General features: G+C 67.3%; 9 protein-coding genes. 5 read left to right on the top strand and 4 right to left on the bottom strand.

Annotated elements, in window-relative coordinates; genetic code table 11:
- Nucleotides 1-2: 2 nt before the first annotated feature.
- Nucleotides 3-923: a LysR substrate-binding domain-containing protein gene (locus BCR55_RS08805; protein ID WP_006407128.1), complete on the bottom strand. Its 921-nt coding sequence runs from the start codon at nt 921-923 to the stop codon at nt 3-5.
- A gap of 112 nt (nt 924-1,035) precedes the next feature.
- Here BCR55_RS08805 and BCR55_RS08810 point away from each other — a divergent pair, with 112 nt between their 5' ends.
- A complete protein-coding gene (locus tag BCR55_RS08810; protein ID WP_065494469.1) occupies nt 1,036-1,674 on the top strand; it encodes a glutathione S-transferase family protein in 639 nt (212 codons plus the stop codon).
- Between the two features lie 131 nt (nt 1,675-1,805).
- Nucleotides 1,806-4,007, top strand: a complete 2,202-nt coding sequence (locus BCR55_RS08815) for a TonB-dependent siderophore receptor (protein WP_065494470.1) — start codon at nt 1,806-1,808, stop codon at nt 4,005-4,007.
- Between the two features lie 9 nt (nt 4,008-4,016).
- On the opposite strand, the gene BCR55_RS08820 is transcribed toward BCR55_RS08815, so the two are convergent.
- Nucleotides 4,017-5,270 carry an MFS transporter gene (locus BCR55_RS08820; RefSeq protein WP_065494471.1) on the bottom strand — a complete coding sequence of 418 codons (1,254 nt, stop codon included), beginning with the start codon at nt 5,268-5,270 and terminating at the stop codon, nt 4,017-4,019.
- 97 nt (nt 5,271-5,367) lie between these two features.
- Here BCR55_RS08820 and BCR55_RS08825 point away from each other — a divergent pair, with 97 nt between their 5' ends.
- Complete coding sequence (locus BCR55_RS08825) at nt 5,368-6,402, top strand: LysR substrate-binding domain-containing protein (protein WP_065494472.1); 1,035 nt, start codon at nt 5,368-5,370, stop codon at nt 6,400-6,402.
- 55 nt (nt 6,403-6,457) lie between these two features.
- Here BCR55_RS08825 and dapA read toward each other — a convergent pair whose 3' ends face one another.
- Nucleotides 6,458-7,357 carry a 4-hydroxy-tetrahydrodipicolinate synthase gene (gene dapA / locus BCR55_RS08830; protein WP_065494473.1) on the bottom strand — a complete coding sequence of 300 codons (900 nt, stop codon included), beginning with the start codon at nt 7,355-7,357 and terminating at the stop codon, nt 6,458-6,460.
- Nucleotides 7,358-7,794: 437 nt separating this feature from the next.
- On the opposite strand from dapA, the gene BCR55_RS08840 reads away from it, so the two are divergent.
- Complete coding sequence (locus BCR55_RS08840) at nt 7,795-8,814, top strand: sulfate ABC transporter substrate-binding protein (protein ID WP_065494474.1); 1,020 nt, start codon at nt 7,795-7,797, stop codon at nt 8,812-8,814.
- 117 nt (nt 8,815-8,931) lie between these two features.
- Here BCR55_RS08840 and BCR55_RS08845 read toward each other — a convergent pair whose 3' ends face one another.
- On the bottom strand, nt 8,932-9,546 hold the full coding sequence (locus BCR55_RS08845) for a glutathione S-transferase family protein (protein ID WP_065494475.1): 615 nt from the start codon (nt 9,544-9,546) through the stop codon (nt 8,932-8,934).
- Nucleotides 9,547-12,044: 2,498 nt separating this feature from the next.
- Here BCR55_RS08845 and BCR55_RS08850 point away from each other — a divergent pair.
- Entirely contained in the window at nt 12,045-13,304 is a 1,260-nt protein-coding gene (locus tag BCR55_RS08850; protein ID WP_065494115.1) for an IS256-like element IS1356 family transposase, read from the top strand.
- Nucleotides 13,305-14,405: the final 1,101 nt, after the last annotated feature.

The following is a 14,405-nucleotide window of genomic DNA, read 5'->3' on the forward strand; positions in this document are numbered from 1 at the left end:
CGTCAGCGTCGCGGCGTGCGGCGCCGCACTTCGCTGCGCAGCCAGTCGAGCCAGGTGCGGATCGCCGCTTCGCGCGGATGGCCGGGGCGCCACACGACGTAGTGTGCGTAGACGTCGGTGATGCGCACCGTCGATACGCGCACGAGCGCGCCGCTCGCGAGTTCGCGCTCGATCAGCGAGCGGCGCGCGAGCGCGACGCCGCGTCCTTTCAGCACCGCGTCGATCAGCGCGTTCGCGTCCGCGAAGCGCGGCGCGCGCGCCGATTCGGTCAGATCGAGCCGCGCGGCCTGAAACCACGGTTCCCACGGCTGCGCGGGATGGCGCAGCAGCGTCGCGCGCACGAGATCGGCCGGCGCGCGCGGCGCGATGCCGTCGCGGTTGCGGTACGCGGGGCTCGCGACCGGAAACACGGTCTCGTTCATCAGCTTCTCGGCGACGACGCCCGGCCACGTGCCGGGCCCATAGCGCAGCGCGACGTCGATGCGGTCGCGCTTGCGAAGCGGCGCGAGCGCTGTGTCCGGATGCAGCACGATCGAGATCTGCGGGTGCGCGGCCGCGAAGCGCGGCAGCCGCGGCGCGAGCCAGCGCTCGGCCACGCTCGGCAGCACGCTGACGTTGAGCGTGACGTCGCAGGCGCGCGGCCGGGCGCGCACTGCGTGCGTCGGCTCGAACGCGCGCTCGAGCACGCTGAGCCCCTGGCGCACCTGCAGCGCGAGCGCATGCGCGGCGTGAGAAGGCGTTGCGCCGCCGCGTTCGCGCGTGAATAGCGGATAGCCGAGCTGCGCCTCGAGCGCGCGGATGTGCTGGCTCACGGCGCCTTGCGTGAGCGCGAGTTCGTCGGCTGCGCGCGTGAAGCTTTGCAGCCGGACGGCGGCCTCGAACGCACGCAAAGTCTGCAGCGGAGGGAGATGGATGCGTCGCATTGCGCATTAGTAACACTAATGTCCGAGCACGACAATTCATCGTTTGCGGCCGCGGGCGCGGCATTCCTACACTCGTGCTCGTCTTTCACAGGCCCGCCGGGGCAATGCCACCATGAACGCCTATCGTCTCTATCTTTCGCCGGGCGCGTGTTCGCTCGCCGCTCATATCGCGCTCGAAGAAACGGGCGCACCGTTCGACGTCGAGATCGTGCAGGTCCGCAAGCAGGAGAACCTCACCGACGGCTATCTCGCGATCAACCCGAAAGCGCGTGTGCCGGTGCTCGCGATTCCCGGCGAGTCGCGCGTGCTGACCGAAACGCCGGCGATCCTGACGTATCTCGCGCGCCGCCATCCGGATGCGCAGCTGCTGCCGCTCGACGATGCGCTGCGCGAAGCGCGGTGCCACGAATGGCTCGCCTGGCTCGTCGGCTGGGTGCACGGCGTCGGCTACGGCACGCTGTGGCGGCCCGGCCGCTTCGTCGGCGATCCGGCGCTGCACGGTGCGATCAGCGAGCATGGACGCAGCGTGATCGACGCGGCGAACGCGACGATCGAGGCGGCGCTCGCGGACGGACGCACGTGGGCGGAGCCGGGTGGCCATTCGATCGTCGATCCGTTCCTGCTGGTGCTGTACCGGTGGGGTGGCGCGATCGGCTTCGACATGACGCGGCATCGCGCCTGGAGCGCGCATGCGCAGCGCGAAGCCGAACGGCCGGCCGCGCGGCGCGCGCTCGCACGCGAGGCGGCCTGACGGCCTGACGCCGCTCGACGCGCCGAAGCGGCAGGCGCCGCTTCCACGGAAATTTCGTTTCCGTCCGATTGCCATGTCGCGCCCTTTTATTTTGAATGAGAACCATTCTCATTGATGAAGGGGAAGTGACCATGACGAGCCCGATCCAGTCGAGCGCGACGCCGCCGCGTCGCCCGGCTGTTTCCGTCGCATTCGCGATGATGACCTGCGCGGCCGCGCCGGCCGCTGCGGACGACACCGATCCGCGGCGCGCGCCGCACCTGAGCCCGATCGTCGTGCAGGGCGAGCGCGACACCGGCTCGCGCGTCGATCGTTCGGGCTCCGCGAAATACGCGACGCCGCTGCTCGACGTGCCGCAGACGATCACCGTCGTGCCGCGCGAGGTGCTCGACGAGCAGCAGGTCACGAGCCTGCGCGAAGCGCTGTCCAACGTCGCGGGCATCACGTTCAACGCGGGCGAGGGCGGCGGCGGGTCGGGCGACATGCTGCTCATCCGCGGCTTCAGCGCGCACGCGAACCTGCAGCTCGATGGGTTGCGCGACAGCGCGCAGAACAATCGCAGCGATCTGTTCAACATCGACGCCGTCGAGGTCATCAAGGGGCCGAATTCGGTGTTCGGCGGCGCGGGCACGACGGGCGGCTCGGTCAACCTGATCAGCAAGGCGCCGCAGCGCAAGGCGTTCATCGAGGCCGGCACGGTGCTCGGCACGTCCGGCTACCGGCGCGCGACGCTCGACGCGAACCGCCCGCTGCCCGGCAGCGACGGCAGTTCGGTGTTCCGGCTCAATGCGATGGCGCACGTGAACGACGTGCCCGGCCGCAACGACATCCGCAAGCGGCGCTGGGGCGTCGCACCGTCGCTCGGCTTCGGGCTCGGCACGCCGACGCGCGTGACGCTCGGCTATTTCCACCAGTACGACCACAACCTGCCCGACTACGGGCTGCCCGCGCGCAACGGCCAGGTGCTCGGCGGCGTCGCGCGCGATGCTTATTTCGGCTGGCGCAACCTCGACCGCGAGCGGATCGAGTCCAATACGTTCACCGTGAAGGCCGAGCACGACGTGTCGCCGCAGCTGAAGCTGCAGAACCTGAGCCGCTACGCGCATCTGAATCGCGACACGGTGGTTTCCGCGTCGCATGCGAACCTCGACGGGATGCCGCGCGGGCGCTACAAGCCGGCGGGGCCGCAGGGCTACGGGCGCGACGCGTCCACCGCGATGTGGATGAACCAGACGAACGCGACCGGCGAATTCAGCACGTTCGGCGTCGGCCATACGCTCGTCGCGGGCTTCGAGATCTCGCGCGAGACGTACGCGCGCAGCACCTACTCGCACGGGCTCGCGCGTCACTTCCCGAAGAACGGCTATGCGCTCGCCGCGCCGCCCGGCTACTGGTCGGGCCCCGCGCGCCGCGAGAACACCGCGCGCACCGATACGGCGCTCGACGTGAAGGCGCTGTACGCGTTCGATACGATCTCGTTCGGCCGCTACTGGGACCTCGACGTCGGGCTGCGTCACGACTGGATCGACGGCTGGGCGCGCAATACGCCGGCCGGCAAGCCGACCGAGCGCGCGGACACCGCGGACCGTCATCTGAGCACGCGCGCGGGGCTCGTGTTCAAGCCGACCGACAACGGTCGCATCTACGCGGCATACGGCACGTCGTTCAATCCGTCGGCGGAATTCCTCGTCACGACGGGCAGCGGCGTGAACCCGGCATCGGGCGGCCTCGCGCCCGAGAAGAACGAGAGCGTCGAACTTGGCGCGAAGTGGGAGGGGCTCGCCGGTCTCGCGGTGAACGGCGCGCTGTTCCAGACGTACAAGCACCACGCGCGCGAACGGATGTCCGACGGCAGCTACCTGCTCGCCGGCAAGCAGCGCGTGCGCGGCGTCGAGCTCGGCGCGGCTGGCAAGATCACGCCGAAGTGGGATCTGTTCGCGAACTACACGTATCTCGCGAGCGCGACGCTCGACTCGCCGTCGTCGCCGCGTCGCAACGGGAAGGCGCTCGGCAACACGCCGCGGCACGCGTTCAATCTGTGGACGACCTATCGGCTGCCGGCCGGCTGGACGATCGGCTATGGGTCGCATTTCGTCGGCCGGCGCAACGTGACGTCCGAAGGCGACGGGACGCTCGGCGCGTACTGGGTGCACAACCTGATGGCGAGCTACGACGTGAACCGGCGGCTGCGGTTTCAGCTGAACGTCGACAACCTGTTCGATCGCGCGTACGTGGAGCGCGTGCGGCAGCAGCCGGGCAACGCGTCGCGCTCGTCGGCCGTCGAGTTCGGCGACCGGCGCGCGGCGATGCTGTCGGCCGTCTACACGTTCTGAGTCCGTGCGCTACGCGGGCCGTTTCGGGAACAGCGGCAGCGTCGCGCACGCGCACGCGCCGGCCGCGAGCCACACGACGCTCCACGTGCTGGCCGCGAGCAGCGGCGGGATCGCGAGCGGCGTGACGAACAGCCCGACATAGACCATCGTGTTGGCCATGCCGAGCGCGGTGCCGGCATGGTCGGCGCCGGCCAGCGTCGCGAGTTCGGTGTAGGCGACGCCGTGCCAGGCCGATACGCAGATGCCCGCGAACACGAGAATCGCGACGATCGCCGCGACCGGCACCTGCGGGCTGCCGGCCGTCGCGGCCGCGAGCAGCGCGAACGAGGCGCCCGCCACGAGCACCGATCCGCGCAGATATGCGCGCCGGTTCCGATGGCGGTCGGTATGGCGGCCGCTCCATACGCGCATCGCCATCGCGCCGAGCTGCAGCGCGACCATCGCCGCGCTGATGCCGGCCACGCCGAGCCGGCCGAAATCGTGCAGGAACACCGTCGCGAATGTCAGCACCGCGAACTGCGGCACGCAGAGCACGCCGATACCGATCACGAGCCGCCAGACCGCGCGGTTCGCGAGCGGCGTCGTCGCGCGCGGGGCGGCCGGTTGCCGCGCGTGCGGCTGCGCGGCGTCTGCCGCGGCGGGCGGCTCGCGCAGCCAGCGCCACGTCAGCACGGCCGAGCCCGCGCACAACAGCATCAGCGTGCCGTACACGGCGCCGAAACCGGCATGCGACGCGAGCCACGGCAACAGTGCCGCGCCGACGCCGCCGCCCATCGGCACGGCCGTCTGCCGGATGCTCATCGCGAGCCCGCGTTCGCGCTCGCCGAACCAGCGCATCACCGCGCGCCCGCTCGACCCGTTCACGCTGCCGCCGAGCAGCCCGACGCCGCACATCATCGCGACGATGTGCGCGAGCGGCGGCACTGCGTCGGGCGTCGGCACGATCGCGACGGCCATCAGCGCGAGCATCGCGGCGGTCGCGATCAGCCCGGTCAACAGCACGCGGCGATCGCCGAAGCGGTCGGCGGCGATACCCCACGGCAACTCGGACAGCGCGACGCCGAACCCGAGCGCGCCGAGCACGAGGCCGAGCGAGCCGTTGTCGAGCCGATACGCGCTGCGCATCCAGACCGCGGTGGTCGGAATGCCGGCCGCGGCGGCCGAGAAACTCATGTTCGCGGCAACGCCGGCTGCGAGCACCAGCCAGCGGGCGGCGCAGCGGCGCTCGGCAGACGAACGGGAAAGGGCAAGCGAGCGTTCCATGGCGAAAGACCGGGACGGAAATTGACAGTCACAGTGTCGTCGCCTACATTCATCCTGAAAATCGGAAAGTTTTTGACGGATCGTTCGATAAAACAGGATGATCGACATGACCGAACACGAACACGCCCTTGAGCCGCGCGGCGACACGACGCTCGCGCAACCGAACTTCGACATCGCGGCCTTGCGCAGCCTGGTCGCGGGCGTCGATCTCGGCAGCTTCGCGAAGGCGGCTGACCGCGTCGCGCGCTCGACGTCGGCCGTCAGTGCGCAGATCCGCAAGCTCGAAGAGCAAGCGGGCACGCCGCTGTTCGTGAAGGCCGGCCGCGGGCTCGCGCTGACCGACGCGGGCGAGGCGATGCTGCGCTATGCGCGGCGGATCGTCGAGCTGAACGACGAGGCGGCCGCGGCCGTGCGCGGCGTGAACCTCGACGGCCGCGTGCGCGTGGGCCTGCAGGAGGATTTCGGCGAGGCGATCCTGCCGGACGTGCTCGGCCGCTTTGCGCGCGCGCATCCCAAGGTGCGGATCGACGCGCGCGTATCGCGCAATGCCGATCTGTTCGACCGGCTCGAGGCGAACCAGCTCGATCTCGCGCTCGTGTGGGGCGATCCGGCGTCGGCGGAGCGCGCGTCGCGGCCCGGAATCGACAGCGAGACGATCGCGCACGTCCCGATGCGGTGGATCGGCGCCGCCCATGCGAGTCAACCCGAGTTCGACGGCGGCGCGGTGCCAGGCGCGCAGGATCGAGCCGGCCCGCGTGCGATCGCGGCGACACCCGAACCGCTGCCGCTCGTGATGTTCGACCGGCCGTGCCGGTTCTTCGGCGCGGCGACCGATGCGCTCGACCGAGCGGGCGTGCCGTGGCGCGTCGCATTTACGACGCCGAGCCTCGCCGGGCTGTGGGCGGCCGCCGCGGCCGGCCTCGGGCTGACCGTGCGTTCGCACTACGGGCTGCCGGCGTCGGTGCGCGTGCTCGACGCCGCCGCATGCGGCCTGCCGGCGCTGCCGAGCGTACCGCTCGTGCTGCTGCGGCGCACGTCGTCGGCGACGCCGACCGTCGATCGGCTCGCGCGGATCGTCACGCAGGCCGTGCGCGAAGCGACACATTCGGCGGCGGCCGCACTCGCCGCGTAGCGCGCAGCGGCGCGCGCGCAAGACGTATCGCCGATTCGATGCGCGCCGCGCCGCGCTACGCCATCGCGCTCGCCGGCGCATGCGCGTCGAGTTCCGCGCACAGCGTGCGCAGCCGCGCGCGCAGCGCGTCGCTCGCCGGCACGAACGGCAGACGCAGGCCGTCGTCGCACCAGCCTTGCGCGGCCAGCACGGCCTTCACGGGCGCCGGATTCGGCTCCGCGAACAGCGCCGCGACGAGCGGCTGCAACGCGACCGCGATACGCCGCGCGTCGGCGAGACGGCCGTCGCGCAGCAGCGCGTGCATCCGCACATGCCATTCGGGCAGCACGTGTGCGCTGCTCGCGATCGTCCCGTGCGCGCCCGCGCAGAGCGCGGCGAAGTTCTGGTTGTCGTCGCCGGACAGCACCGCGAGCGGCGTCTCGTGCACGAGCCGGCTCATGCGCTCGAGCGTGCCGCCGCATTCCTTGATGCCGGCCACGCGCGCATCGCGCGCGAGCGCCTGCAGCGTGTCGAGTTCGACGTTCACGCCGGTGCGGTACGGGATGTTGTAGACGAGCACCGGCAGGTCGGCCGCCTCGACGATCGCTTCGACGTGGCGCCGAAGGCCGTCCTGCGTCGGCCGCACGTAGACGGGTGGCGTGACGAGCAGCCCGTCCGGGCGCAGCGCCGCGAGTTCGCGGGCGCGCGCGGCCGCGGCGTGCGTTGCGCTCGCGGTCAGCCCGACGACGATCGGCCGGTCCGGCACCGCGTCGCGCAGCGTCGCGAACACGGCGTCCTGCTCGCGTGCATCGAGCAGCACGCCTTCGCCGGTCGTCGCGCCCGCGACGAAGCCTGCGATGCCGGCGGCCGCATAGTGCCGCGCCAGGCGCGCGAGCGCGCGATGATCGACGTCGTCGCGGTGAAACGGCGTGACGATCGGCAGCCAGATACCTTCAAAACGGGGTGATGTGTGCATGCAAAGCCTCATGGTGAGAACGGGAGGGAGACAACCGTTCCGCCGGCGCTATGCCGGTGCGAGGCGTGCGAGCAAGGAAAAGAAACGACCTGCGGGCATCCCGTCCGGCATTCGCCTGACGGGACGCGACATCCCCGTCAGTCGAGGAGTCGTTTTTTCAGTTTCAGCCCGGCCGCGCGCGCGCCGGCCGCGAGGGCGGCGGAAATCGACGGCGAGCGGAGGATGGCGGACATGGATGAACCGTGCGTGGGCTGAGCGGCGATCTTAGCATTGCGGCGCGCGGGCGTGGGACGCTGCTTGCTTATGACGATTCGTGATTTGCTTTGCACGACAGATTGGAAGGCGCGCGGGGCGCGGCCGCTAGAATGCCCGCTTACGTTTCGATGACGGCGCAGCGCCGTCGCGCATCCACCACCAAGGAAACGGGGCATATCACGATGGCAAGCATCAAGGGGATCGGCCGCTGGCTGCATACGGGCGCGGCGGCGGCACTCGTCGCGGCGGCAACGGTCGCGCACGCGGACACGTCGATCCTGAACGTGTCGTACGACGTGACGCGCGAGCTCTACAAGGACATCAACGCGAGCTTCGCGGCCGCCTACAAGCAAAAGACCGGCGAGACCGTGACGATCAAGCAGTCGCACGGCGCGTCGAGCGCGCAGGCGCTGTCGGTGCTGCAAGGGCTGCAGGCCGACGTCGTCACGATGAACCAGCCGAACGACATCGACCTGCTCGCCGAGCGCGGCCTGTTGCTGCCGAAGGACTGGCGCGCCCGCTTTCCGGACAACAGCTCGCCGTACTCGACCACGATGGTGTTCCTCGTGCGCAAGGGCAATCCGAAGGCGATCAAGGACTGGAGCGATCTCGCGAAGCCGGGCGTGCAGGTGATCATCGCGAACCCGAAGACGTCGGGCAACGGCCGCTACGCGTATCTCGCCGCATGGGGCTATCAGAAGCAGAAGGGCGCGACCGATCAGCAGGCGCTCGAGTTCGAGAAGGCGATCTTCCGCAACGTGCCGGTGCTCGACTCCGGCGGCCGCGGCGCGACGACGACGTTCACGCAGCGCGGCATCGGCGACGTGCTCGTCACGTTCGAGAACGAAGTCGCGCTGATGGACACCGGTGCATCGGGTGCGCAGTTCGATGCCGTCTATCCGTCGGCGAGCATTCTCGCGGAGCCGCCGGTCGCCGTCGTCGACAAGGTCGTCGACAAGAAGGGCACGCGCAAGGTCGCGCAGGCGTATCTCGACTACCTGTACACGCCCGAGGCGCAGGAGATCATCGCGCAGCATCATCTGCGTCCGCGCGACGCGAACGTGCTGAAAAAGCATGCGGCCGAGTTCAAGCCGCTGAAGACGTTCAGCGTCGAGCAGATTTTCGGTAGCTGGGCGAACGCGCAGAAGACGCACTTCGCGGACGGCGGCACGTTCGATCGCGTGATCGTCGACCGGAAGTAACGGCGGCGCGTCGTCGAGCGCGCGAGACGAAACCGGCGGCCGAGGCCGCCGTTTTTCATGGGCAACGGGCGCGAGCCGGTGCGACGGCGAACCTGGCCGCCGGCGCGCCGCCGTGCATTACGCGTGCAGCAGCCGTGCCGATTCGCGCTGCTCGACCGCGACCGCGCGACGGTATCCGTCGCGGTCCTCGGCGCGCGCGACGTAGTCGCCGAGCACGCCTTCGTGCGGCAGCAGATGCGCGTCGAACGCGATCTTCAGCGTGCTCGCGAGCAGCAGATCGGCGGCGGTGAAGCGGTCGCCGACGAGCCATCGGCTATGCGCGAGCGTCTGCGCGAGCGCGCGCTGCACGCGCGTGATGTTGCCCCAGCCGAACGCGACCGGGTTGCCCGACGCGCCGGTGAATTTTTCCGCCATGGCCGGCTCGAGACAGGTGGGCGTGAAGAACATCCACTGCAGGAAGCGGCCGCGCTCCGGGTCGTCCGGCGCGATGCCGAGGCCCGCGTCGGGGCAGCGGTCGGCGAGGTAGAGCAGCACCGCGCCCGATTCGGCGAACGGCGCGCTGCCGTCGTCGAGCGCCGGTAGTTTCGCCATCGGGTTGACCTGCACGAACGCGTCGCTGCCCTGTTCGTGCGAGCGCAGGTCGATCGGCACCAGCTCGTAGACGGCGCCGATTTCCTCCAGCATCCACAACGCCCGGAACGCCCGGGTTTTCGGCCAGTAGTAGAGCTTCATCGCGCCTCCGTGCAGGGTGTCGAAATCGACGGATGCTCAAGCGTAACCGAGCGGTGCGGGTGGGCGGCGATTCCGCGGGGAAAAATGTCGGGGGTGGGGCTTTAGGGTTGGTGTGCTTGAATAACTAGTTATATACGAACTATGTGCGCAGATCGGGACGAGAGAGCGTAAGCGCGCGAGCGCCAGGCGCGTTTCGCGGTAGTATCCGTGCCCCGCGATTTGGCGGGGCTGTCGGCGTTTCGACGATGAATCGTGTTGGCGTGGGCGAGGACGTCGGCGGCGTGTGTGGATAGGTCGGCGTTGAAGGGACTCGAAGCGCTGTGCTTTTTGTCGGTGAGCGGCGGCGTCGAAGCGAAGCGGGACGCGGGCGCGCGGGAGATTGGGAGCCTTTGGGCACACTGGCGGGCGGCGCGGATTTTTCGCGCGATTGCGAGCACGAGGCCTTCCGCTTGTATACGGCTTTGACGTCGGCATGGCTGCCGCGAGGAGAGTCGGCTTGCTGTGCGTTCGACCGGTGAGCGCCAAAAGGTCGGTTCTCGGTTACGGTGCGTCCGACGTGGATATGTCGGCTGTACGGACACTCGGATCGCTGTGCGTTGCGACGGTGAGCGAGAGCAACCGCATCGCGAGGCACGGTTTACGGTGCGCAGATGTCGGCTGCGAAAAGGCTCGACTTTGTTGCGAAGCTGATCGGCGGCCGTCGGCTAACGATCCATCGAAGCGCGGTTCGGGATGTGGATAGGTCGGCGGCACAGGCACTCGGATCGCTGCGAATTTCGACGGTGAGTGCGAGGCGGTTGACCCGGCGAAGCAGGGTTTTCGGTTGTGGAGACGTCCGTTACGGAAAGGCTCGAGGCGTTGCGAACCTGAATAGCGAGTGCGGACGAGCGAATCCGTCCATATGGGCTCAGCGATGTGGATATGTCGACAGCGAAGAGACTCGAATCGCTGTGAATTTCGATGGTGAGGGTGAGACGATCGATTCGCCGAAGCGCGGATTTTTGTTGTGGAGACGGGCATCGCGTGGACGATCGAACCGCAAGGAACCGGAGCGCTGAGTGCCCGCGAGTCATCATCGAACTGCCGTTTATTCATGTGGATAGGTGAGCACGGGAGCGACTCCAATTGCTGTGAATTTCGATGGTGAGCGCCACAAAGCGATTCACCGAGGCGCGGTTTTTGTTGTGTAGATGGGCAGCGCGTGGTCGATCGAATCGCAGGAAGCCCGAGCGCTGAGTGCCGGCGAGTCATCGTTGAACTGCCGTTTATCCATGTGGATAGATGTGTCCCGGAGCGACTCGAATCGCTGTGAATTTTGATGGTGAGCGCAAGGCGGTCGATCTGCCGAGGCGCGGATTTTGTTGCTGAGATACGCGTCGTGTGGACCGTTGAATCGCCGTGAGCCTGAACGGTGAGTGTCGGCGAGTCATCATCGAAGCACCCTCTATCCATGTGGATAGGTCGGCCTCGGAGCGACTCGGACCGCTGTGAATTTCGATGGTGAGCGCCACAAAGCCGATTCGCCGAGGCGCAGATTTCGTTGTGGAGATGGGCATCGCGTGGACGATTCAATCACCGGGAGCCAGAGCGGTGAGTGTCTCCGACTCATCATCGAAGTGCCGTCTATCCATGTGGATAGGTGAGCCTCGGAGCGACTCCAATCACTGTGAATTTCGATGGTGAGTGTGAGGCGACCCATCCGCCGAAGCATGAGCTTGCCGCGAAAATGCGCGGCGTGTGGACGACCGATTCGCCGTGAGCCAGCACGGCGAGCGTCGGTGAATAATCATCGCCACGCTGCTGATCAGTGTGGACAGCTGGGCAACGAGGCGACTCGAATCCCTGTGCGTTTCAACGGTGAGTGTCGGCGACCCTGCGATCGCGGCACCGATTTTGATGTGGCGATGCCAGGTCGCGACTAGAATCGAGCCGCTGTGGATCCGAACGGTGAGCGCCGGCGCGCAATCCATCGAGGCGCGATCCGCGATGTGGATATGTCGGCAGCGAAGCGACTCGCATCGCTGTGAATCTTTACGGTGAGGGGAGGAAACGCCCCACCGCCGCGCGGCTTTCGATACGGCGATCTCCGTCGCGAGGTAACACGCGCTACGGTGAATCGCGAGCTATCAAGGCGCGATCCGCGATGTGGACATGTCCGCCGTAAAGCGACTCGGATCGCTGTGAATGTCAGAGGTGAGTGCGAGCGGCAAACCGGCCGACAGGAGGCATCCGATGTGGATATGTCGACCGCGAAGCGACTCGAATCCCTGTGCATTTCAATGGTGAGCACCGGCCGCCAATCGCTCGCAAAGCCTTTTCCCACGGTGCGATGCGTTCAATATCGCGATCGTTCGTCGCGGGTCGCCAGCGCGCGCCGTCGAGCGATTCCGACCGAATGCGGTCGCCACGATCGCGGACGCGCCGACGTTCCGCGGGCCAGCCGAGCCTATCCGAACTTTTGTGTGTGAGGCATAAACTGATGGCCAAGGAGCCACGTTATGCCACGCAAACGCAAGGAAGAAGTGCCGGTAGAACCGGGCAAGGGATTGAACCTGGACCCGGAACTGATCAAGCAACTGGTGCCCGGGACGCTGGATCGGGCGACGATCAACGAACAGCTCGCGGCGCTCAAGAAGGCAATCTTCGAGCGTGCACTGGGCGGCGAACTGACCCACCACCTGGGCTACGAGAAGGGCGATGCCAAGCCGGCGGGCCGCACGAACCATCGCAACGGCACCAGCCGCAAGCGCATCGCAACCGACAATGACCTGCTCGACGTCGAGATTCCGCGCGACCGCGAAGGCACGTTCGATCCGGTGCTGATCGCCAAGGGCGAGCGACGCTTCACAGGCTTCGACGACAAGATCATCGCGATGTATGCCCGCGGCATGAGCGTGCGGGAGATTCAGGGCTTCCTGCTGGACATGTATGGCATCGAGGTGTCGCCGGACTTCATCAGCACGGTGACTGATGCCGTGATCGACGAAGTGCGCGAATGGCAGCAGCGACCGCTCGAGCCGATGTACCCGGTCGTGTTCTTCGATGCCTTGCGAGTCAAGATCCGCGACGAAGGCGTGGTGCGCAACAAGGCGATCTACCTGGCGCTGGGCGTGCGCCGCGACGGCACACGCGACGTGCTCGGCCTTTGGATCGAGCAGACCGAGGGCGCCAAGTTCTGGCTGCGGGTGGTGAACGACCTGAAGCTGCGCGGCGTGCAGGACATCCTGATCGCCGTGGTCGACGGCCTGAAGGGCTTCCCCGAAGCGATCAACACGGTGTTCCCGGAAACGACGGTCCAGACCTGCATCGTGCATCTGATCCGGAACTCGCTGGACTTTGCCAGCTGGAAAGACAGGAAATCGGTCGCAGCGGCGCTCAAGGAGGTCTATCGGGCACCGTCGGCCGAAGCGGCCGCCGTGGCGCTGGACGCGTTCGATACGAGCCCGTGGGGTACGAAATACCCTCCGATTGCCGCGCTCTGGCGCCGGGCCTGGGATCAGGTGATTCCGTTCTACGCCTTCGCGCCTGACATCCGGAAAATTGTATATACGACCAACGCGATCGAGTCGCTGCACATGCAGCTTCGAAAGATCATCAAGGCGCGCGGCCACTTCCCGTCGGACGAGGCCGCGCTCAAACTGATCTGGCTGGCGCTGCGCAACGTCGTGGCCAAGTGGACCGGCTCTCGGCACGATTGGAAGAGCGCGATGACCCAGTTCGCGCTGCTTTACCCGGAACGATTCAACATTGGAATCTGAATCTCAACCCGCCTCACACACGGAATTCCGGATACCTCCGGCCAGCCCGGGATACGCATTGCCGCGGCGTAACTCGAATGAATCGGTGTTCGCGCGGTCAGTCCTTTCGATCCAGTTCCATTAGTCGCCCACGTCGTCGTTCTATCGCGTACACTCCGACGCCCGCGTGCAATATCGGTCAGCGACATGAACGATGCGGCGGACTCTGCGGGGCTGACGACGTTCCGGCGCGCAGTCGCTTCAAGCACTGAACAAGCGTAACGGCCGGCATATAGCCCGCGCGCCGACCGCGACGCTCACCGTCGAAATGCACAGTGATTCGAGTCCTTGGGTGTGCCGGTTGTCCACACCCGAACGGACGGTGGCATTCGCGCCGAAACGACCGATGTGGATATCCGGCCGACCAAACCACTCGCCGTACTGTGTATTTCAACGGTGAGCGCCGTCGGCGGCCCCGGCAAACGCCGCTGCCAGGCCCGCCGCAACACGCAGCAGCCAATCGCAGGCGCGTTTGCCGATCGCTTCACGACGCAAACGGGATGTGGACATCCTGCGCGTCAACTCACTCGAATGTCTGTGAATCCGAACGGTGAGCATCGGACGCATCCACTCGAATCGAGCGATCGCGATGTGGATATATGCCTCCACCGACGACTCGAAACCCTGTGCATTCGAACGGTGAGCCTCACCGCGCGCGGACGAAAAAACCGGTCGAAACGCTGTGCAACCGAACGGTGAGTGCGAATGCCGGCGTGACGTGGCGGGACAGCCGGGATGTGAATATCCCGCGCGCCACGCCAGTCGAAACGCTGTGCATTTCAACGGTGAGCGCACGCGCGAAAACCGCTAAAACCCGCGCCAGTCGGGCCACAGCCGCCCTTGAAGTCCGCCATTGCGCACGACCGCCGGCATCGCACGCACGGCACCGCCTATCGCACCGCGCACCCTGATCCGCCGGTCCGCCGTTTCCCCCAACGCCACCCGCCGAGCGAGAACTCTCTCAAAACCGCACCAAAACCTTCGCGGTTTTTCTCGCCATCGCCCACCCCGAGCACGATGAGAAAAAACATTCTCGTCGCTGCGAGAAAAAATAGAGCCATC

Source organism: Burkholderia sp. CCA53, from assembly GCF_001685525.1.
Lineage (GTDB): Bacteria > Pseudomonadota > Gammaproteobacteria > Burkholderiales > Burkholderiaceae > Burkholderia > Burkholderia multivorans.